This window comes from Bradyrhizobium sp. BR13661 (assembly GCF_029892425.1).
Taxonomy (GTDB): domain Bacteria; phylum Pseudomonadota; class Alphaproteobacteria; order Rhizobiales; family Xanthobacteraceae; genus Bradyrhizobium.
In genome coordinates this window covers 14,159-33,255 of the sequence record NZ_JARXWB010000005.1, presented here as the reverse complement: position 1 = coordinate 33,255, position 19,097 = coordinate 14,159, and the positions used below count along the sequence as shown (strand labels likewise).

The 19,097-nt window shown below is 64.5% G+C and carries 18 protein-coding genes and 1 tRNA gene; 11 read left to right on the top strand and 8 right to left on the bottom strand.

Features of this window, described 5'->3' with window-relative positions; genetic code table 11:
• The first annotated feature begins 82 nt into the window (after window positions 1-82).
• Window positions 83-730 (top strand): Crp/Fnr family transcriptional regulator, encoded by a 648-nt coding sequence (locus M2427_RS09870; protein WP_280706075.1) that lies wholly within the window; start codon window positions 83-85, stop codon window positions 728-730.
• Between the two features lie 28 nt (window positions 731-758).
• Here M2427_RS09870 and M2427_RS09865 read toward each other — a convergent pair whose 3' ends face one another.
• A complete protein-coding gene (locus M2427_RS09865; RefSeq protein ID WP_280706074.1) occupies window positions 759-1,406 on the bottom strand; it encodes a c-type cytochrome in 648 nt (215 codons plus the stop codon).
• Between the two features lie 280 nt (window positions 1,407-1,686).
• Between M2427_RS09865 and M2427_RS09860 the strand changes: the two genes are divergently transcribed.
• Genes M2427_RS09860 through M2427_RS09845 form a run of 4 tightly spaced genes read left to right on the top strand, consistent with a single transcriptional unit; the run spans window position 1,687 to window position 5,306 of the window.
• On the top strand, window positions 1,687-3,171 hold the full coding sequence (locus M2427_RS09860) for a cytochrome C (RefSeq protein WP_280706072.1): 1,485 nt from the start codon (window positions 1,687-1,689) through the stop codon (window positions 3,169-3,171).
• 25 nt (window positions 3,172-3,196) lie between these two features.
• Window positions 3,197-3,967 carry an outer membrane beta-barrel protein gene (locus M2427_RS09855; protein WP_280706071.1) on the top strand — a complete coding sequence of 257 codons (771 nt, stop codon included), beginning with the start codon at window positions 3,197-3,199 and terminating at the stop codon, window positions 3,965-3,967.
• Between the two features lie 29 nt (window positions 3,968-3,996).
• Window positions 3,997-4,644 (top strand): c-type cytochrome, encoded by a 648-nt coding sequence (locus M2427_RS09850; protein ID WP_280706070.1) that lies wholly within the window; start codon window positions 3,997-3,999, stop codon window positions 4,642-4,644.
• Between the two features lie 59 nt (window positions 4,645-4,703).
• On the top strand, window positions 4,704-5,306 hold the full coding sequence (locus M2427_RS09845) for a c-type cytochrome (RefSeq protein ID WP_280706069.1): 603 nt from the start codon (window positions 4,704-4,706) through the stop codon (window positions 5,304-5,306).
• A 30-nt stretch (window positions 5,307-5,336) separates the two neighbouring features.
• Here M2427_RS09845 and M2427_RS09840 read toward each other — a convergent pair whose 3' ends face one another.
• Window positions 5,337-6,857: an ATP-binding protein gene (locus M2427_RS09840; protein WP_280706068.1), complete on the bottom strand. Its 1,521-nt coding sequence runs from the start codon at window positions 6,855-6,857 to the stop codon at window positions 5,337-5,339.
• Between the two features lie 152 nt (window positions 6,858-7,009).
• On the opposite strand from M2427_RS09840, the gene M2427_RS09835 reads away from it, so the two are divergent.
• The 3 genes from M2427_RS09835 to M2427_RS09825 are packed head-to-tail and all read left to right on the top strand — an operon-like array spanning window position 7,010 to window position 9,682.
• Window positions 7,010-7,567 carry a MarR family transcriptional regulator gene (locus tag M2427_RS09835; RefSeq protein WP_280706067.1) on the top strand — a complete coding sequence of 186 codons (558 nt, stop codon included), beginning with the start codon at window positions 7,010-7,012 and terminating at the stop codon, window positions 7,565-7,567.
• A gap of 16 nt (window positions 7,568-7,583) precedes the next feature.
• Entirely contained in the window at window positions 7,584-8,249 is a 666-nt protein-coding gene (locus tag M2427_RS09830; RefSeq protein WP_280706066.1) for a DUF4166 domain-containing protein, read from the top strand.
• Window positions 8,246-9,682, top strand: a complete 1,437-nt coding sequence (locus M2427_RS09825; RefSeq protein WP_280706065.1) for a TIGR01777 family oxidoreductase — start codon at window positions 8,246-8,248, stop codon at window positions 9,680-9,682. The genes M2427_RS09830 and M2427_RS09825 overlap by 4 nt, the downstream gene beginning before the upstream one ends.
• A gap of 6 nt (window positions 9,683-9,688) precedes the next feature.
• Here M2427_RS09825 and M2427_RS09820 read toward each other — a convergent pair whose 3' ends face one another.
• A complete protein-coding gene (locus M2427_RS09820; RefSeq protein ID WP_280706064.1) occupies window positions 9,689-10,543 on the bottom strand; it encodes a LysR substrate-binding domain-containing protein in 855 nt (284 codons plus the stop codon).
• Between the two features lie 111 nt (window positions 10,544-10,654).
• Between M2427_RS09820 and M2427_RS09815 the strand changes: the two genes are divergently transcribed.
• Window positions 10,655-11,077: a tautomerase family protein gene (locus M2427_RS09815; protein WP_280706063.1), complete on the top strand. Its 423-nt coding sequence runs from the start codon at window positions 10,655-10,657 to the stop codon at window positions 11,075-11,077.
• 43 nt (window positions 11,078-11,120) lie between these two features.
• Here the strand turns inward: M2427_RS09815 and M2427_RS09810 are convergent, their stop codons facing one another.
• Entirely contained in the window at window positions 11,121-11,834 is a 714-nt protein-coding gene (locus tag M2427_RS09810; RefSeq protein ID WP_280706062.1) for a DNA helicase, read from the bottom strand.
• A 198-nt stretch (window positions 11,835-12,032) separates the two neighbouring features.
• A complete protein-coding gene (lipB, locus tag M2427_RS09805; RefSeq protein WP_280706061.1) occupies window positions 12,033-12,767 on the bottom strand; it encodes a lipoyl(octanoyl) transferase LipB in 735 nt (244 codons plus the stop codon).
• An 82-nt stretch (window positions 12,768-12,849) separates the two neighbouring features.
• On the opposite strand from lipB, the gene M2427_RS09800 reads away from it, so the two are divergent.
• Both M2427_RS09800 and M2427_RS09795 read left to right on the top strand, forming a co-directional pair.
• Complete coding sequence (locus M2427_RS09800) at window positions 12,850-13,092, top strand: FliM/FliN family flagellar motor switch protein (protein ID WP_011088012.1); 243 nt, start codon at window positions 12,850-12,852, stop codon at window positions 13,090-13,092.
• A gap of 172 nt (window positions 13,093-13,264) precedes the next feature.
• Window positions 13,265-13,349 (top strand) — tRNA-Leu (locus M2427_RS09795).
• A gap of 77 nt (window positions 13,350-13,426) precedes the next feature.
• On the opposite strand, the gene M2427_RS09790 is transcribed toward M2427_RS09795, so the two are convergent.
• From M2427_RS09790 to M2427_RS09780, 3 genes are read right to left on the bottom strand one after another with little or no spacing between them, the layout of a single operon-like run.
• Window positions 13,427-15,499, bottom strand: coding sequence for an SWIM zinc finger domain-containing protein (locus M2427_RS09790; protein ID WP_280706060.1), 2,073 nt, complete (start codon window positions 15,497-15,499; stop codon window positions 13,427-13,429).
• Between the two features lie 14 nt (window positions 15,500-15,513).
• Window positions 15,514-16,677, bottom strand: coding sequence for a VWA domain-containing protein (locus M2427_RS09785; protein ID WP_280706059.1), 1,164 nt, complete (start codon window positions 16,675-16,677; stop codon window positions 15,514-15,516).
• Window positions 16,674-19,097, bottom strand: a complete 2,424-nt coding sequence (locus tag M2427_RS09780) for a DUF5682 family protein (RefSeq protein WP_280706058.1) — start codon at window positions 19,095-19,097, stop codon at window positions 16,674-16,676. Before M2427_RS09780 ends, M2427_RS09785 begins: the two co-directional genes overlap by 4 nt.

Below are 19,097 nucleotides of genomic sequence, written 5' to 3'. Positions count from 1 at the left end.
AGCAGTGCATCAATGGCCGTGTTCAAGATCCCAAGATCGGTAAGTGCATGCCATGTCTGATGCAGCACCGCTCGATAGAACGGTGAAAGCGCCGTTCGACCCCAAGGCATTCCTGACCAGGCCCGCCGCCGGCGTGACGTTGGAGCGGTTTGAAGCCGGCTGGCAGATTTGTACCCAGGGTGAGCCCGCCGACACCGTAGGCTACATCCGCAAGGGGCGGGTCAAGGTCGCGACGTTTTCCAACCGCGGCAAGGAAGCCATCGTTGGGATCATCGGGCAGGGACAGTTCTTCGGTGAAACCAGCTTGCGCAGCGCGAACACGCGGACCGCAACCGTCGTGGCGCTGGAAGATTGCCTGATCACCTCCGTAACGACCGAAGTGATGCTGTCGACGCTGAGTGCCGAGCCGGAATTCTCAAAATTCTTCATGGCGCATCTTCTGTCGCGCAATACGCGGCTCGAGGAGGACTTGGGCGACCAGTTGCTGAACCTGAGCGAAAAGCGGCTTGCGCGGCTTTTGCTGGTCCTTGCCGAGCAGGGACAAGACGGTGGAAGACCGAATGAGATCAACCTCAGCCAGGAAGCGCTTGCGGAGATGGTTGGCACGACCCGATCCAGAATCAGCACCTTCATGAACAGGTTTCGCGAGCAGGGATACATCAGCTACGACAGCCACGGTCGAAAGATTCAGGTCTACACCGCACTCCTCGTCTCGATGTTGGGACTCTAGCCAGTCGCGTGATCAATCGGGGGCCAGCCTATTCCAGGTAGCTGAGATAGGCTGCGACGGCTTTGATCTGCACTTCCGTGAGATTGTGGGCGATCGGTTGCATGATCGCGGAATTGTCGGGGTTGGCCTTGTCCTGGCCGCGCTCCTTGTCCCAGTTCGTCAGCTTTCTGATCATGTAGTCGTGCAGCTGACCCGCCAGACGCGGAAACGCATCGGCGCCCTTGGCGTCCGGTCCGTGGCAGGATGCGCATGGCGGGACCTCGGCGGCAGGAACGCCCTCTTCATAGATTTTCTTTCCGACAGCCAGCTGGTCCCTCGGCGCGCCCCCCAATGGCTTCGGGTTGAGGTCCTTGAAATAGGTCGAAAGGGCCGTGAGCATTGTCGGCGTCAGAACATGCGACACGTTGAACATCACCGGGTTGGTTCGCCTGCGCTCGATGAAGGCCTGCAATTGATTTTTTACGTATTCCGGTTGTTGCCCCGCCAGGCGCGGCATCGGAAGAGATCCCCGGAAACCTTGTCCCGATAGGCCGTGACAGGTCTTGCAGTAGTCAGTCTTGGCCTTGAGCTCCTGCGCAGGAACGGAGGCATCCTTCTCCTCCGCAAGGCTCGGCGCTGAAACGCCGGCAATCAGGAATGTTGCCAGCAGCATCGGCCTCAGTTCACGGAGCTTCATAATCGTCCCCCGATGATAGGAGTTGTCCTGCAAATTGTTCACGACAAGCGTGGTGCGTAGCGTTGCTTTGTTTACGCCCAATCCATGTTGCTAAAACGCCGCACATTATCGAAATCAAATTTGCTGTTCTGTTTTGAACAGTCGCTTCGAGGCGGCTCGGTTTTAGCTCGACAGTGTCTCGATGTTCATGACCGCGCCGGCGGCATGCTGCGAGTGGATGGATGACGCGATGCGAGCCAAGTGGGATCGTCGTTTCAGGTCTCGTGCAATCCGAAGGCTGTTGGCCGCTGCTGCGCTCGCGTATTCAGCGTTGTGCCTGACGACCGGTTTTGCTCCGCCTGCGCAGGCCCTGCCGAGTTTCGCGCGCCAGACCGGGCAACCGTGCGGCACTTGTCATACCGACTTCCCCGCGCTCACGCCTTACGGGCGGCGCTTCAAGTTGCTCGGATATACGGCCGGGGGCGGCCAATTCCGCACGACGCCGTTCTCGTCCAACGATGCGCTGAGCGTGCGCGCCGAGTACGACTCGCTGCGCGGCTACGCGAAGGCGGTAGCCCCGCAATCTCAAGCCGACGCCGATAGCAAGGAATGGGTCCCGCCGATCTCGATGATGGCGGTCGTCGGCTTCACCCACACGCAGGCGGACCTGCCACCGCCGACAGATCCCTATGCCCCGAACAACAACACCGTGATGTCGCCGTTCAGCATCTTCTGGGGCGGAGCGATCACGAGCAACATCGGCGCCTTCGCGCAGGTCACCTACAACGCTGTGCCGGCCGGAGGATTTGGCGATCCCTTCGGGCACACCTGGACGTGGGACAACACCGACGTTCGCTTTGCGAGTACCGCGATGGTCGGACCTCTCGACATCGTCTACGGCATCACCGCCAACAACAATCCGACCGTGCAGGATCTGTGGAATACGACGCCGGCCTGGGGATTCCCGTACGCGGTATCGACCCTGGCGGCGACGCCCGCCACCAAAACCGTTGTCGAGGGCGCGCTTGCCGCGCATGTCGGCGGCGTTGGCGCCTACGCGATGATCAACGATCTGCTGTATCTCGAAGTGACCGGCTACAAGATGCTCTCCTTCAGCCAGCAGAACGCGCTCGGGACGGATCCGTTCGGCGTCGGACAGCTTGGCGGCATCGCGCCATATTGGCGCGTGGCGTTTGAGCCGCACTGGGGCCGAAATACGTGGATGATCGGAACCTTCGGCATGTATTCCGAGCTCCATCCATGGCTCAACACGGCGTTCGGGACGTGGACGACAGCGGTCGATCCCTTGTCGGACAAGTTCACCGACATCGGCTTCGACACGCAGTACCAATATCAGGGCGATGATTTCTGGCTGACGCTGCGTGGCAGCTACATTCGCGAATATCAGCGGCTCGATTCGAGCTTTGCGAGCTTTGCCGCCGCCAATCCGACCAATCTCGTCAACAGCATGAAGCTGCAAGCCTCGCTGGCGATGGGTGCCGACAACCGCGTCGTTCTCACCGGCCAATACTTCAAAATCTCGGGCACTTCCGACGCGAATCTTTACGGCACCGACCCGCTCAGCGGACTGGCCATGACCCCCAACAGCGACGGTTGGCAGGCCGAGATCGCCTACATCCCCTTCGGGGCGAGCAAGATGATCGGCTGGCCGTGGTTCAACGCCCGCATCGGCCTGCAATACACTTACTACAACAAGTTCAATGGCACCTCGGTCGCCGCCCACGACAACAACAGCCTGTTCCTCCACGCCTGGTTCGCCATGTAGGCCGGACTGCTCAGGAGATCGTCGCATGAGAAAATCGATTGCCGCATATGCCGCAGCGCTCGCACTGAGCGTGATTGGATCGGCGCATGCTGCCGATCTGGCAGTCCCGCCTGCTCCTTTCGCGGAGCGCTTCAACTGGACCGGCTGCTACGGAGGTATGCATCTTGGTGGCGGCTTCGCCACCAAGAACATCACCGACCCGGTGCAGCTGGTGCAGGACAACGCTGGTCCGGGTGGGACGGTCGGGGTAACGACCGTCAACCCGGGGCCGACCGGCGCTGTTATTGGTGGTCAGATTGGCTGCGACTATCAGTTCGCTTCCTCCGCTTTCGTGATTGGAATCGAGGGCAGCGCGTCAGGCTCGACCATGAAGGCCAACAGGACCGTTGGACTCCCGGTCAGCGTTCCCGACACGGCATTGGTACAGGCGAACACGGATTTTCTGACCAGCGTGACTGCCCGCGTCGGTTACGCCTTCGACAACGTCCTGCTTTACGGAAAGGGCGGCGTCGCGATGGCCGGCGACAAATACGAGGTCAGTGGCTCAATCGGTGGCGTGCCGTTTGATTTCCGCGGCCTCGACAACCGGATCGGCTGGACAGTCGGCGCCGGCGTCGACTGGGCCTTCACGCGTCACTGGTCGGCTAACTTCGAATATGACTACTACGGGTTCGGTCGCGGCAACCTGAATATGTTTGATCCGCTCACGGGGACTCAGGGCTTGGTCAGCGTCAGCCAGACCGTTCAGGTCGTGAAGGTCGGACTGAACTTCCACATGTGGGGAGCTGGTTGGTAATGTCCCGCTCCTCGGTACGAAGGCGCATCATGCTGCGGAGCACGGCCGGCCTGAGCAGGGCCTTGCGGGCATCGATGCTCGCGCTGGCCTTCTCCGTCGCGTGTCATGCCGAGGAAAGGGGCGCCGCTTCCGGCGGAAGCCTCGAGGCCAAGCTCGAATATTGCAAGACATGCCATGGGCTATCGGGTCAGGGCTATCGCGGATATTTTCCGATGCCGCGGCTGGCCGGGCAGCAGCCGCAATATTTGGAGAACCAGTTGCGGGCGTTCATCGAACGCAGGCGCACCAATCCGATCATGGCCAACGTCGCTCACGTGCTGAGCCCGTCCATGGTGTCTGCCCTGGCCGCCCATTTCAAGAGTCTCGATCCGAAGCCGTTCGGAGCGGCGCCGCGCGGCTCTCTGGCGGTCGGCAAGCGTATTTACGAGGAAGGGATTCCGGAGGCCAACGTGCCGGCGTGCTCGGCCTGTCACGGCACCGATGGCAAGGGCCAGAACGAAATCCCGCGCCTTGCGGGCCAGCTTTACGACTATACGGTCGGCCAGCTCACGGGATGGGCGAAAGTGCGAGGCCTAGGTTCGGCGGTCGATACCTCGGCGATCATGGCGCCGACGGCGCACAACCTGTCGCGCTCCCAGGTCGAAGCGGTCGCAGCCTATGTCGGTTATCTGCAATGACGGTAACGCCGTTTCAAATCTGCGGCGTCCGCAAACCTGAGGCGCGATAGCGTGGGCTCATGAAGGGCATCGGTTGGAAAATCGTGGTTCTGGCCATCGTGGGCTCGATCGCACCGGCGCTCGCATGGGACGGAGGCGACGCCCGGGTCCGCAATTGCACGTGGTGCCATGGCACTGGGGGACAGGGATACACGGTTGCGCCGCGGCTGGCTGGTCAGCGTTCGCAATATATCGAGAGTCAGATCAGGAGCTTCCGCGACCACACGCGCGATAATCCGTTTTCAAAGCAGTACATGTGGGGTGCCGTCGCCGCGCTTGCGCCCCAGGACGCGCGCGACCTTGCGGCCTATTTCGCGTCCATTCCGCCAAAGCCCGCCGGTGACGGCGACAGGGGCCTTGCCGCACGGGGCAGAGCGATTTACCTCGAAGGCATTCCAGAAGCGAACGTCGCGTCCTGCTATGCATGCCATGGTCCGAACGCCGAAGGTGTGCGGGACATTCCTCGCCTCGGGGGACTGGCTTATGTTTACCTGAAGACCCGGCTGGAGCAGTGGGGCCAAGGCTATCACTCGGGAGTGGGAACGCCGATGCCGATCGTCGCCCGCTCGTTGGGCCCGGCCGAAGTCGAAGCGCTGGCGTCCTATCTAAGCTTCGTTAGATAGCCCTCGGGTAATCAGCTCCCTGAGGGTTGTTCACCGCGGCAGCTTGGAGATCGCTTCGCTCAGTTCGTGGATTTCATACGGCTTGCGCAGGATCGGGAAGTCGCCGCGGACGCCGGCGGCGACTTCGCTGTAGCCGGTGGCGAGCAGGATCGGCAGGTCGGGGTGGGTCTGCCGCAGGAGGTGAGCAAGGCCGAGGCCATCCATCTTGCCGGGCATGACGATGTCGGAGAAGACGAAGTCGACGCCGTTGTGCTCGAGCTCGCGCAGCGCGGCTTCGGCATCTGCGACCCGGCGCACGTGGTAGCCGAGCTGTTCCAGCAGACCGGTGCTGACGATCGCGACATCAGGATTGTCCTCGACCAGCAGCACCGTGCCGCTGCCCCGCGCGGGCGTCGGCTCGGGCGCTTCGCTCGGCATGCTCGCGGTTTCGCGCGGCAGCAGGATGGTGAAGGTCGTGCCCTTGCCGAGCTCGCTCGCGACCTTGACCGTGCCTCCGGCCTGGTGCGCAAAGCCGTGCACCTGTGACAGGCCGAGACCAGTGCCTTTGCCGACCGGCTTCGTCGTGAAAAACGGCTCGAATATCTTGTCGACGACGTCGGAGGGGATGCCGAGCCCGGTGTCGGCAACGGTGATGGCAACGAATTCGCCGCTGTGGAGCGGGTCGTCGAGCACGGTGTTGCGCGCGCCGATCGTCACTGTGCCGCCATCAGGCATGGCATCGCGTGCATTGATGACGAGATTGAGCAGCCCCGTCTCGAGCTCGGAGACGTCGGCCTTGATCGGCCAGACGTCGTGCTCGATGTCGAAGGCGAGGCGAACAGCGCTGCCGACGCCGGCGTGAAGCACTTCGCGGATCGCCGCGATGCGGTCGGCGAAATGGATCGGCTGCGGATTGACGCTCTGGCGCCGCGCGAAGCTCAAGAGCTGTCCCGTCAGCGCGGCGCCGCGCTTGCTGGCCGTCTCGATCGCCAAGATCGCGCGCTGAAACTTGGGATCGTCGACGTCGCCTTTCTTGAGGATATGAAGGCTGCCGCTGATGATCATCAGCAAATTGTTGAAGTCGTGCGCGACACCGCCGGTGAGCTGGCCGAGCGCGTCGAACTTCTGCGACTCGGCAAGCTGCGTCTGCATCGCCTCGAGCTTCAATTGCGTATTGCGGCGCTCGGTGATGTCGCGGGTGATCTTGGCGTAGCCGACGAGGGTGCCGCCTTCATAGATGGGGTCGATCACGACGCTTGCCCAGAAGAAGGTGCCGTCCTTGCGGACGCGCCAGCCTTCCTCCTCGTAGCGACCCTGGTTCCGTGCGATGCCGAGCGCCCGGGCAGGCTTGCCGTTGGCGCGATCGGTCTCGGTGTAGAAGCGCGAGAAATGCTGGCCGAGGATCTCCGCGGGCGTGTAGCCCTTGATCCGCTCGCCGCCGATATTCCAGCTGGTAATGATCCCATTGGGATCGAGCATGTAGAGCGCGTAGTCGGCGACTCCTTCAACCAACAGCCGGAAACTGCGTTCGCTCTCGAACAAGTCTCTCTGTTGACTGAAGTTTCTGATCATTCCGGACCCCGCCTCGACCGGGGCAAACGCTCGTCACGGCGTTTGGTTCCGATTCTCTGGGACGTTTTTAGGCAAATATTGCGAACGGTATGCAGGACGCAAGGCGCCCGACGGCACTTGACACGCAATCGAAGGCGTCAGATATTTCTGTCATGACAGAAACAACCGGAAAGAAGAAACTCCCCGCCGCCGTCGAGCGCTTCATCCTGCATTGGGGCGACATGGGGGATCAGTGGGGCGTCAACCGCTCGGTCAGCCAGATCCACGGGCTGCTCTATCTCGCGGAGGCGCCGATGACAGCGGAGGACATCGCCGACACGCTCGGCATGGCCCGCTCCAACGTCTCCAACTCGTTGAAGGAACTGCTCGCCTGGAACCTGATCCGGCGGGTGCCGATCCTCGGCGACCGGCGCGATCATTACGAAGCGGAGACCGACATCTGGGAGGTTGCGGCCCGGATCGCGGCGCGGCGCAAGGAGCGGGAGCTCGATCCGGCGATCACGGCGCTCAGGGCCTGCGTCACCGATGCCGCCGACGATCCGACCATCAATCCGGTCGCGAGCAAGCGGCTGAAGGAGATGCTCGCCTTCACCGAGCTCGCCGATCACTGGTTCATGCAGATGCTGAAAGTGCCGCGGCCGCGGCTGGTCGCCTTGATGCGGCTTGGCGAGAAGATCGTCAACCTGCTGCCGCTGGGCAAGGCCAAATAGTGTTGAGGAGGTTGCGATGACGTCGGCGAGATTATCAGGCTCCAGCGCACCAACCTCCGCTCACATCAAACTCCTCGACGACCGCCGCTTCCGTTCTCTGCTGTCGGACGAGGATTGGGGCCGCCTGCCGCTCGCGACCTGGCGGCGCTTCTCCAAGCGTGTCGCCGATGGCGACAGTGTCGTCTATGTCGGCGTGGTCGACGAGGTCTCGTTTAGCGACATCGGCTGGTGGTTCGCGCAAGCCGCACGGCTGATCGGCGGGCCGCTGCCGACGGGACGCGACACCGGCGTGCCGATGATCGTCACGGTCACCGAGGATGGTGCGACCGGCGGCCAGACCTGGACCCGGATCTGCGCGCGCAAGCGCGGCTTTCCGCAGGTAATCCATTCGGCCAAGCGTTTCGCCGGTCCGACCGGTCTGGAGGAATATGTCGGCTTCGGCGTCTCCATGGCGCTCCGCATCGCGGTCGAAGGCGAGACGCTGACGTTTCGCAGTGCCGGATACGGTCTGCAACTGGGAAGCTTCTGGATCCCGCTGCCGCAATGGCTCACGCCGGGCGATCTCACCGTGACGCACACAGATCTCGGCGAGGGCACGTTCCGCTTCACCCTCGATGTCGTTCATCCGCGTTACGGCACGCTGATCCACCAGTCTGCATTGTTCAGGGAGGCCGTATCATGACGCCGCTGTTGTGGACGCTCATCGCCATCCAGATCGTGATGGGCGTGTTCGACACCTTCTATCATCACGAATTCACCGAGCGCCTGGCCTGGCGGCCGTCGCAGCGGTTCGAGCTCAAGCTGCACGGCATTCGCAACATGCTCTATGCGCTGCTGTTCCTGTTGCTCGGCTGGTTGGAGGTCTACGGCCTGCTGGCGATGCTGGTCGTCGCAGTGCTGGTCGCCGAGGTCGTCATCACGCTGATGGATTTCGTCGAGGAGGATCTGAGCCGGAAACTGCCGCCGAGCGAGCGGATCAATCACACGCTGCTCGCGATCAACTACGGTGCCATCCTGGTGCTGCTGTTGCCGGTGCTGATCGACTGGGCGATGCGGCCGTTCGGCGTGAGCGTGGTCTATCAGGGCCTGCTCAGCATCGCCGCGACCGCCTGCGCGGTTGGAGCGGCACTCTGCGGCGTCAGGGATTTTGCCGCGATGCGCCGGCTCGGCCGCATGAAGAGTGTGCCTGCAGCAGGGCTCGTCGAAAAACTGCCCGGCCGCAAGACCGTGCTGATCACAGGCGCCACCGGCTTCATCGGCAGCCGCCTGGCGGCAAGCCTTGCTGGCGCAGGGCACAACGTCATCGCGTTGATTCGCAATCCCGCAAAGGCCGAGATGCTGCCGCCGCCGGTGACGCTGATCACCAGCCTCGATCAGCTCGGCTCCGACATGCATATCGACGCCATCGTCAACCTCGCCGGCGAGCCGATCGGCAACGGCCTGTGGACTGAGGCCAAGCGCGCCAGGATCATCGGTTCTCGCCTCGACATGACCGGCGATGTGGTGAAGTTGATCGCGCGGCTCGAACGCAAGCCCGAGGTGCTCGTCAGCGGCTCCGCGATCGGCTGGTATGGCCTGTGGGCCGACCAGGTGCTGACGGAGTCGGCGAAGTCCCATGCCTGCTTCAGCCACGAGCTGTGCGCGGCCTGGGAGAAGGCGGCGCGGCCGGCGGAGGAGCTTGGCGTGCGCGTCGTTAACTTGCGGATCGGCCTCGTGCTCGGCACGGAAGGCGGCTTCATCACGCGCCTGCTGACGCCGTTCGAGTTCGGGCTCGGTGGTCCCATCGGCACCGGGCGGCAATGGATGTCCTGGATCGAGCGCGACGACCTGATCCGGCTGATCGCTTACGTGGTGGCAACGCCCGATTTGACCGGGCCCGTCAACGCCACCGCGCCGATCCCCGTCACCAACGCCAAGTTCACCGAGGAGCTCGGTCGTCGGCTGCATCGGCCCGCAGTGTTCCGTATCCCCGGCGGTCTGCTCCGCCGGATCGGCGGCGGCTTTGCCGACGAGCTTCTGCTCGGCGGTCAGCGTGTGCTGCCGAACAAGGCGCTGAGCCGTGGTTTTGTGTTTCGGCACGAGACGCTGCGCAGCGCGTTCGAGGCGATCTTGTGAGGACTCTCAGGCGGCGGCCCCACTGCGGAACGTTGCCGCCACCGCACGCAGCGCCGCGAGCTTGGCGGGATCGCTGACCTTCGAATGCAGCATCACCTTCGAGCTGCCGAGCTTTGGCAGCTTGTGCGCGGGCCCGATGTCGACCAGGCCGGGAGGCGCGATCCTCCGTGCCAGCGGCGCGATCGCAAGTCCCGCAAGAGCGGCCGCGACCACCGCCGTCACGCCACCGCCGACAAAGCGCTCGCGCCAGGCGATGCCGGCCTTGTCGAGCGCGCGCACGGCGATGGCGCGGACGCCGCAGGGCGGGGCGAGGGTCGCCAGCGGCAGAGCTTCGCCCTTCGGCAGGGTGAAGCGTCGCGACGCGAACCAGCCGAACTCGTCCTCCGTCAGTTTCTCGCCACCGCGGCGGCTGCCTTCCTGGCGGACGATCACGGCGTCGAGCTCGCCCGCGTCATAGGCATCCTGCATCTCGCGCGAGAAGCCGATGGTGACGGCGAGGGTGAGATTCGCTGACATCGCATGCAGCCGTTCGAGCAGCGGCACCAGTTCGGGGCCCGCGGCGTGATCGGAGATGCCGAGCGAGAGCGATTGCTCAGGCCGAGCCTCGCCCGACAGCGCGCGGTCATGCGCCGCCATTAGCGCGCGGGCGCGATCGAGGAAGCTCGCGCCCTCGGTGGTGAGGCGGACTGCGCGCGGCGAGCGCTCGACGAGGCGTTTGCCCAGCAGCGTTTCCAGCCGTTGCAGCTTGAGGCTGACGGCGGCCTGTGTCGTGCCGAGCGCTTCGGCGGCGCGGGTAAAGCTCTGGAGGTCCGCGACCAGGAGAAAGGCTTGGACGGTGGCGATGTCGAGCGTGGCTGTCATTATAATCCGTTATCACTTGTATCATCTTAGATAAGATACCAAAATGACGGTGGAAGGTCTAGTTTCTCACCAACGCCGCGCAAACCGCGCAGCATCTTGAGGAGAACGACCATGCCCCTGATCACCGTGTCCTACACCTCGTCCCGCCAGTCGCCGTCGCTCAAGGCCGACATCGCGCGCGCCGTGTCCGAGCTCACCGCAACAATCCTGCACAAGGATCCCAAGGTCACCGCCATCATCGCCAAGTCCGTCGATGCGGGCGACTGGTTCGCCGGCGGCAAGTCGCTCGCCGACGAGAAGCTCGCCAGCTACTGGATCGACATCCACATCACGGAAGGCACCAACACCAAGGACGAGAAGGCGGCCTATCTCGCCGCGATGTTCACACGCATGGCTGAGATTCTCGGCCCGCTGCATCCCGAGACCTATTTGCATGTCGACGAGGTCAAGGGTGATGCTTACGGCTTCGGCGGCCTGACCCAGGAGCGCCGCTACATCGCCGGCAAGCTCGAAATGTCGCTGAAGGCGGCGTGAGGTCGCAAGCCGCGGGTGAGCGATCTCACCCGCGGCCCGATCATCAGCTTGCGGCGCGGAACTGCACCTCCGCGTTGTTGATGAAGCAGGTCTTGTCGAACAGCTTCAGGTCCAGCGGGTTCGGCAGCCTGACATCGTTGAGATCAGGGCAGGGCTTGACCGCGGAATCGTAGGACCGGTCGATCTGCGCGATGAACACGACGATCAGCCCCTTGTCGCGCGCGAAGGATTTTAGCGAACGCACCTGAACAGTCAGGTCGGGGTTTTCCCGGCGCTGGTCCAGCAGTTGCAGATAGTCGATCACCACGACCGTGCCCAGCGGAGCCATGGCCATCTGCTTGACGACGTAGTCGGCGCTGATGGCGTCGGAGCAATCGACCTCGAATAGTTTGTCGAACTGCGCGGGCTCCGCGCCGATCGCGCGCAAGCGATCGAGCACGTCCTTCTCCGTGTATTCGAGCGAGAAGAACGCGGCACGATGGCCTGATTTCATCGCCTCGACGGCGAGTTCGAGGCTCATCAGCGTCTTGCCCTGGCCGGGTCGTGCCCCGACCAGCACCAGATCGCCCGGCTTGAGTTGCGGAAACAGCTTGTTTGCCGGTGCCGCCGCCGCAGCTTTCGCGGCCAGCATGCTCCAGGCGGAAAACCCTTCCGTCGTGGCGATGCGGTCCAGCGCGTCGTGGAGCGGAATGCCTTCCTCGCGGGACAGGCGCTTGGCTTTGCGCTTCAGATGATAGATCGGTGCAGACAGTTTCATCGTCAGAACCTCCTGGTGCGAGCTGAAACGCAATCCCTCCTTATGCTCAGCGCTCGAACAGTTGGTCCGATGGTCGCAACGCCCGACATGAAGTCTGCTTTCCCGGCGGAGGGGGGAGGCGTGGGCGCCGCCTGACACGAGCGTAACCGATTCCGCGCTCATCGCGAACGCGATCGGCGTGTCTCCAACAGAAATGCGTTAGACCGCTTCCGGCAGCAGCGCGCGAGTCGGCCCGAACAGCTCTTCAAAGGCTTGCCGGAGCGCGACGTCAACATCTTCCAAGGTCACGAGCTGGCCGAGATCGACCAGCGAGGTGACGCCGTAGCGGGGATCGGCGACGCCGCAGGGAACGATGCCGGCAAAGTGCTCCAGCTCCGGCTCGACATTGATGGCGATGCCATGAAACGAGACCCAGCGCTTCAGCCGCACGCCGATCGCGGCGATCTTGTCCTCGTGGTCTAGCCCCTTGTCCGGGCGCTTCACCCAGACACCGACCCGGTCCTCGCGCCGCTCGCCGCGGACGTTGAAAGCGGCGAGCGTCTTCAGGATCAGTTCCTCCAGGCTGGCGACATAGGCCCGCACGTCAGGCCGGCGGCGCTTGAGATCGAGCATGATGTAGGCCACCCGCTGGCCGGGCCCGTGATAGGTGAGCTGGCCGCCGCGCCCGGTCGCGAAGATCGGAAAGCGGGGGTCAAGCAGGTCGGTCTCCTTGCCCGAGGTCCCGGAGGTATAGAGCGGGGGGTGCTCGAGCAGCCAGACCAGCTCGGACGCTTCGCCCGCCGCGATCGCGGCGACCCGGGCCTCCATAGCTGCCACGGCGTCGGGATAGGGCACGGGCGCATCCGAGATTCGCCACTCGACGGCCGCGCCGCTGGTGGCGGAAAACGACGTCAAATCGAGGTTTTGGCGGGGGTTTTGCGGCGAATTAACCATTGGCTAACCATAACGTGGTGATGATTGCAGGCGCAAATGCCAAGTTCTTGGCGTTGAGTCTCCAGTTGCGGTGGTCCTGACAGTGCCCACACTCGATAAAGTCACCGTGGATCTCATGGTCGTCCTCGGGACGACCACCATGCCGATCCATCAAGTATTACGTCTTTCCCGCGGCGCCATCATCGAGCTGGATGCAACCGAGGCCGACGAGGTCAAGGTTCTCGCCAACAATCTGCCGGTCGCCTCCGGCGTCGTGCTGGTCGACCGCAACCGGATCGCGGTCGAGGTCAAACAAATGCTGCCGCGGACGCCCGGCACGCGGTAGCGGCCCGGGCACGCGGTAGGGGGACCCGATAGGGCCAATTCGGGCCAAGACGTGAGTTTCACGCCAAGCTTGTGGAATTCAGGGTCTTTGCAGGCTTGTATCCCCCTGATGGATTTGTTAGATCGGCGGCCGCTGATCCGGCCAGCCAACGACCTCAGGCCGGTATCTTCTTGCGCTCGTGGCGGAACTGGTAGACGCGCTGCCTTGAGGTGGCAGTGGGTAACACCGTGGGGGTTCGAGTCCCTCCGAGCGCACCACCCAAATGTGGCACTGAAATCCTACGCTTTTTTTGAGCATGACCGCGGCTTTGTCGCGGCCCTGCTTGTCGCGCTGATCAGGTCCAGACCTGAAGGCGGCCGGTGAGGTTTTGCAGCGTGAACAATCCCTGGGCCGAGGCCAGGGCCGCGGGGGGGACGTCGCCTTCGCGGCTGGCGAGGGTGCGCAAAAAGAGCTGGGCCAGGGGATTTAGCGAAGCAAGCTGATAGGTCTGTGCCAGCGGAGCCAGCAGCTTCTGTTGGGCCGAGGCATGGAGACCGGCTTCCGCGAAGCTGATCAACGCATCGACGCCGGTTTGCAGCAACTGAGTCGTCTGGCGCACCGTGACGTCTGCGGGCGGCGGTGGAGCGAACTGGACCACTTTCCTGCGCAGGCCCGCCATGATGCGCGAGACCACGTCGGTCGTCACAGGAGCGCGCTCAGGGAAATCGAGCGAGGTCTGCTGGTCTCCCCAGAGCGCCATCGGCTCCAGCGTCATCTTTCCAGCCTCGGGCCGGGCCAGCGCGACGATAGCAAATGGCCGCTTGGTGCCGCCATCGCCGATCGCAGCCTCGAGAGCCACGATGCGGCTGGCGCCAAGGCCGCGTCCCTCGTCGTCATGATCGAGCGTGAGCGAGATCCAGGCGCCGCCTGCGTCCATCAGCGGCCAGCGCAGCCGCTGCGTCAGATCGTCAAAGGCCACCGGCGCTACTCGGCTCGGCAGCAGCACGACGGGCTGTGCCGACAGCGGCGGCGCATCGAGCGAAGGTGCGAACTGCCGGGCGAGATGGTCGGCAAGCATCGGCCAGGACACGTAAGCGAGACCGGCAAGCGGACTCGTGTGATCCTGAGCCCAAGCCGCAATCGCGTCGCGGTTTGGTCGAAATGGCTGGACCGTCTCGGCGCGGCTTGTCTGCGACAGCGAGAGCCGGCCGGTGGAAGACGCCTGCGCGCCGGACAGGCGGAAAGTCGCCGACGACAGCCGGGCCAGTGTGTGGCCCCAGATCGCCTGGGTCTGATAGGCCGCGCGCGGGTCAAAGCGTGTGTCGTGGGTCGTGGCCCTGGCCAACGTGGCCGTGAAGCGCTGCCCTGTCGCCGGTTCGACGAAATGGCTGGTCACACCAACCGCACCCGTGATTGTCTCGAACAGGGTCGCGCCAAGCCCGATCAGGTCAAAATCGCCGACCGGCTCGTATTCGGCGCGCGCCTTGCCAGCAAGCCGGCGCAACCGCGCCTCATCCCCGGTCTGCGACATCGCATAGAGCAGCGCATGGGCTGATGCGATCTCACGCAGCAATTCCACCGGGTCGTGGTTGACGTTGCGGGACCGCCGCTGGTCGAGCCCCTCGGCAATGCGCCGCAGGCTCGCGGAAAGACGCGGCATAGCCTCGGCGCGGCCAGACACCGCAAGCAAGGTCAGCCGCTCTTCGAGCGCGCGAGAGGGGACTGCAAACCCCTGCGCGTAGGCACGGCAGACTGCGTCCCGCATGGCGGCGAGCAACGGGCCATCCAGAACGAATCCGCCCTGATCGGCGACGGCTTCTGCATCGTCGAGCTCGATCGCCTCGTGGCCGAAATGCTGGCGCGCTGCGAGGATGGCAGCGGCGTGGCCGGCCGGCCGGCGGCGCTCGGGCAGGGCGGATGCGATCGCGCCAAAACCGCCCTGGCCGGGAATCACGATCTCGATCTCCTCGGCATTCGATCGCACCACGACCCTGAGCGAGGCCCGGCTGGGCTCGATCGTCGCAAGTTCGGCGAGGGCCAGCAGCCTGATGGCTTCGCGCAGTCCGGTCTTGCCGACTGCGCTCTGGAGGGTTTTGCGATCGAACGTCGCGAGCCGGGCCGGCCAATCCGTCTCGACCACCGGTGCGGCGGCCTGAGATTCGCCGGCCCTGGCGCGCAGCGCCAGCACGACGGCGATCTTGTGCCGGCAGACGGTCGCGGCCGGGCACGTGCAGCGTGCCTTGCCGAGGCCCTTGTCGTCGAGCCGCACCGTGGCGTCTTCGATGCGGCCGACGATCTCATCGGCGCCGATCTTTTCGAACTGCACATTGACCGCGTCGGCACCCGCGCGGCGAACGATGCCTTTGGACGCCGTCGCCTCCAGGGTGGCATCGTCGATCTCGGCATAGAGCGGGATGAGCGCGGACATGATTGTGCCAGGCCTCAGTCCATGACGCCGACCAGCCATTCGGCGAAGCGGTCGGGCGTCATCGCCGCGACATGCATGCCAAGGCCTGCTAATTTCTCGGCGGCGGTGCGATTGAAGACGGCTGTGCCGTCGGTGTCGAGCGCGGCCAAGCCAATCAGCTTGGTGCGAGCTTCCGCCAGGCGGCGCACGCAGCGCAGCAGCTCGGCGAGCGAGCCGCCTTCCTCGAAATCGCTGATCAGCGCGATGACGGTGCGGCTCGGATTGACGACGAGGCTCTCGCAATAGGTCATTGCGCGCGCGATGTCGGTGCCGCCGCCGAGCTGGACCGAGAGCAGCAGGTCGACCGGATCGGCAAGCTTGTCGGACATGTCGACGATCGAGGTATCGAAGGCGACGAAGCGCACGTCGACGGCCGGCAGGCCTGCAAGGATCGAGGCCATCACGGTGGCGTGGATAAGCGAATTCAGCATCGACCCGCTCTGATCGACGCACAGGATGATCGTCCACGGCATGCGGCGCTTCTGCCGGGACACGAAATGCAGCCGCTCGGCGATGACGGCGTTACGCTCGGGATCAAAATGGCGCAGATTGTCGCGGATGGTGCGGCGGAGATCGAGATTAGCGGCTGATCGCAGCTTGCCGCGGCGAAACCGATCGCGCCGGCCCGACAGAGCGCGGTCCATCTCCGCCTTCAGTTTCCGCTTCAACTCTTCGACCACGACATCGACGACCCGGCGGATCGCATCGACCAGGTTCCTGTCCGCCTTTCCCTTGAATGCGAGCAGCACCTTCATCAGGTCGAGATTGGGCTGCAACTTCTCGAGCGCGGCCGGATCGGCGAACAGACCGGCGAGCCCGAGATCATTCAGCGCATGGCCCTGAATGGTCTCGAATACCGAGCCCGGAAACAGGCGGCGGCTGTCGGTGAGCCAGTCGGGAATGGTGATCTGGCTCGGATCGAGCGAGCCTTTGCGGCCGCTGCCCATGCGCAGGCCGCGCTGGCGTCCGCGTTCGGCATAGATGCGCTCGAGCAATTGATCGCGCCGCAGATCTTCGGCCGAGAGGCCCGAAATGCTGAGCCGGTTGTCGGCGTAGCGCCCCAGCGCCATGCGCCAGCGCAGCAGGCGGCGTGTCTGCTCCGCTGATAATCGCGTCGTCCCGTCGTTTGGCGACGTCATGGCGCCTGCTCCAGCCACTGCGCCAGACCGTCCTCGCGCCACCGGTTGCGCAGCCGTTCGCTGAGTGCGAGGTGATCCGACAGCACGCGAGCATCCGGGACCTGCTGCAGCACGGCGATGTCGTCGTCGCCGGCGCGGTGCGCAGCTGCGACGACGGCGGCCACACGATCGGTCTCATGTGGACTGAGTTCGGCGAACGCCATGCGCAGTTGCGGCAGCAGCGCGAGGAAGCCCTGGTCGTCCACGGCACCGAACAGATCGTCGACGGCCGCGATGACGCCGCTGTCATTGACGAACAGCTGCGGCGCAAGTGCCATCACTCCCGACAGCGTGCGGATGGCCTCGCCGGGGCGTTCGAATGCGCCTGCCAGCGCGGCCGACAGGCGTCGACCCGCTTCGGTTTCATCGATCTGCCCGATCGAGGCGGCAACCGCGATCACGGCGCCGGTCAGTTGCGGATCGAGCTGCGCGCTCAGGAGCTGCGCAAGGGCATCGCGAAGCGGTTGCGTCGGAAACGGCGGATCGGGATCGGCCATCGCCTCGACCAGGGCCGCAAGGCACTGCGTTGCTTCGCCAACATGGTCGGCATCGACGGCGGCAAGGTCGGGCAGCAGCTCGGCGATGCGGCGCGCCAGCCGATCGAGCAGGGGCGTGAGCAGGGATGCAAATGCCCGGACGGTCGCGTCGGAGTGCATGGCCTTCGCCCGGCCATCGAGGCCCTCGCCTATGACCAGGGCATTGGTCAGGCGCAAGAGATTGGTATCGGCGCCGACCGCGGCGCTGACGGCGGCCATCAGCGTATCGGCGGCGCCGCCGATCCCGGCATCGAAGGCAGTGCTGAGCAGGTTGAACGCCGCCTCGGTGTTGTTGCTCTGGCCCTCTTTTTCGAGATCGGCGAGACGCCGGATCAGGATCGCGGCGGCGACGTCTTGCACGGTTTCACCGTCGGCTGCCCGCTCGATCAGGGATGCCTCGACTACGGGGGACCAGGCGTAGGTCCAGGTCTCCATCAAGGTATCGGCGCGAAAGCCATGGACCCTGTCGGGGCCCTTAACGCGCTGGGCGAAGGCGGGCGCCACCAGCCGCATCGCGTGCAGAAACCGGCTGGCCTGGGTATGCCGTGGCTTGCGATAGATATCGAGCTCGCGTGTCTTGGGCACGGCGTCTTCGAGAGACAGGCCGTGCGCTCTGGCTTCGCCGCGCGCGCGCTGGATCAGCGGCGGCAGCCGGCTGCCGGGAGGCAGGTCTCCCAGCCGGTCGCCACCGAGAAATGTGGTGAAGGCGGCCAGCAGCGGATGACTGCCGAGTTCGATCTCCTCCTTGATGGCCGACGATTGCACCGCGTCGAACAGCTCGGTGCGCCCGGGCTCGGACAGTTCGCGCAGATCGGCAAGACGCCTTGCCGTTTCGACCATGGCGCGCAGGGTCGGGAACGGGAACGCCAGCGCCGGTTCGTTCGCGATCAGATGGGCGCGAAAGCTCGTCAGGATCTCCTCGGTCAGCGAGCTCTCGGCCTCGCCATTCGCGCCGATCAGGCGCTCCCAGACGCGTTCGTAGAAGCCGGGCAGCGGAAGACCGGCGCCGTAGCCGTTCAGCCGGTCGAGCGCACGAAAGTCGTAGCGGATGAGCCATGCATCGGAGCGGCTGTTGGTCCCGTCCGGCTGTGACGTTTCCGGTTGCGCGTCGATCAACGCTGGTGTGTGAAAGCCGCCGGTCACGACGGCGATGGGTCCCGATGCCGTTGCGATCGCACCATGGATGCAGCCGCGCATCATGGCTTCGCGCGCCTGCGTCCCGTCGGCCAGCAACTCATCCGTGTGAGACGCGGCGCGCAACGACGCGCAATAGGCCCCGACGCTCGCAAAGAAGCTGCGCCAGTCGGTGCTGCGGGCGCGTGCCTCGAACAGCCCGTCCCATAACGCCAGGCCATCGCGGAAGCCGGTTCGCGCGCACATTGTCTGCACATAGGCGCCGCGATCGAAGATGGTCTCCCGCATCGGTAGCAGCGGCTGGTCCTTGTCGCGACCGTCCGACAGCATGGCGGGATGGCGGGATGGCAGGTCGATGAAGCGGATGGCGGCACCGAGTTGGCGGGCTTCCTGGATCGCGACATATTCAGGCGAATGGCTGCAAATCGGATAATAGGTGGTGCCGCTGCGGCCTTTGCCGGCTCGCGCCTCGCTGCCCGGCAGCGCTACCATGGCCACCGGTGGCACGACGCCGGGTGCTAGCAACTCGTCGATCAGCGGCTCGAAATCGACCGGCCCCTCGATCAGTACTGCGGCGGGACGGATGGCGCGCAGCGCGTCGCGCAGATGCAGCGCGCAGGCGGGCGAGTGATGACGGATCGGGAAAAAGTAAAGCTTACGTTCGGTGTCAAACAGGCGGCCGGCGATTGCGGCCGGATCAAGTACGCTCAT

Excerpts from the sequence above, each read along its gene's own strand:
- M2427_RS09855 (WP_280706071.1), top strand. The coding sequence starts at position 3,197 with ATGAGAAAATCGATTGCCGCATATGCCGCAGCGCTCGCACTGAGCGTG.
- M2427_RS09840 (WP_280706068.1), bottom strand. The coding sequence starts at position 6,857 with ATGATCAGAAACTTCAGTCAACAGAGAGACTTGTTCGAGAGCGAACGC.
- M2427_RS09850 (WP_280706070.1), top strand. The coding sequence starts at position 3,997 with ATGCTGCGGAGCACGGCCGGCCTGAGCAGGGCCTTGCGGGCATCGATG.
- lipB (WP_280706061.1), bottom strand. The coding sequence starts at position 12,767 with ATGGTTAATTCGCCGCAAAACCCCCGCCAAAACCTCGATTTGACGTCG.
- M2427_RS09780 (WP_280706058.1), bottom strand. The coding sequence starts at position 19,097 with ATGAGCGTACTTGATCCGGCCGCAATCGCCGGCCGCCTGTTTGACACC.
- M2427_RS09825 (WP_280706065.1), top strand. The coding sequence starts at position 8,246 with ATGACGCCGCTGTTGTGGACGCTCATCGCCATCCAGATCGTGATGGGC.
- M2427_RS09865 (WP_280706074.1), bottom strand. The coding sequence starts at position 1,406 with ATGAAGCTCCGTGAACTGAGGCCGATGCTGCTGGCAACATTCCTGATT.
- M2427_RS09815 (WP_280706063.1), top strand. The coding sequence starts at position 10,655 with ATGCCCCTGATCACCGTGTCCTACACCTCGTCCCGCCAGTCGCCGTCG.
- M2427_RS09845 (WP_280706069.1), top strand. The coding sequence starts at position 4,704 with ATGAAGGGCATCGGTTGGAAAATCGTGGTTCTGGCCATCGTGGGCTCG.
- M2427_RS09830 (WP_280706066.1), top strand. The coding sequence starts at position 7,584 with ATGACGTCGGCGAGATTATCAGGCTCCAGCGCACCAACCTCCGCTCAC.
- M2427_RS09790 (WP_280706060.1), bottom strand. The coding sequence starts at position 15,499 with ATGTCCGCGCTCATCCCGCTCTATGCCGAGATCGACGATGCCACCCTG.
- M2427_RS09810 (WP_280706062.1), bottom strand. The coding sequence starts at position 11,834 with ATGAAACTGTCTGCACCGATCTATCATCTGAAGCGCAAAGCCAAGCGC.
- M2427_RS09820 (WP_280706064.1), bottom strand. The coding sequence starts at position 10,543 with ATGACAGCCACGCTCGACATCGCCACCGTCCAAGCCTTTCTCCTGGTC.
- M2427_RS09835 (WP_280706067.1), top strand. The coding sequence starts at position 7,010 with ATGACAGAAACAACCGGAAAGAAGAAACTCCCCGCCGCCGTCGAGCGC.
- M2427_RS09785 (WP_280706059.1), bottom strand. The coding sequence starts at position 16,677 with ATGACGTCGCCAAACGACGGGACGACGCGATTATCAGCGGAGCAGACA.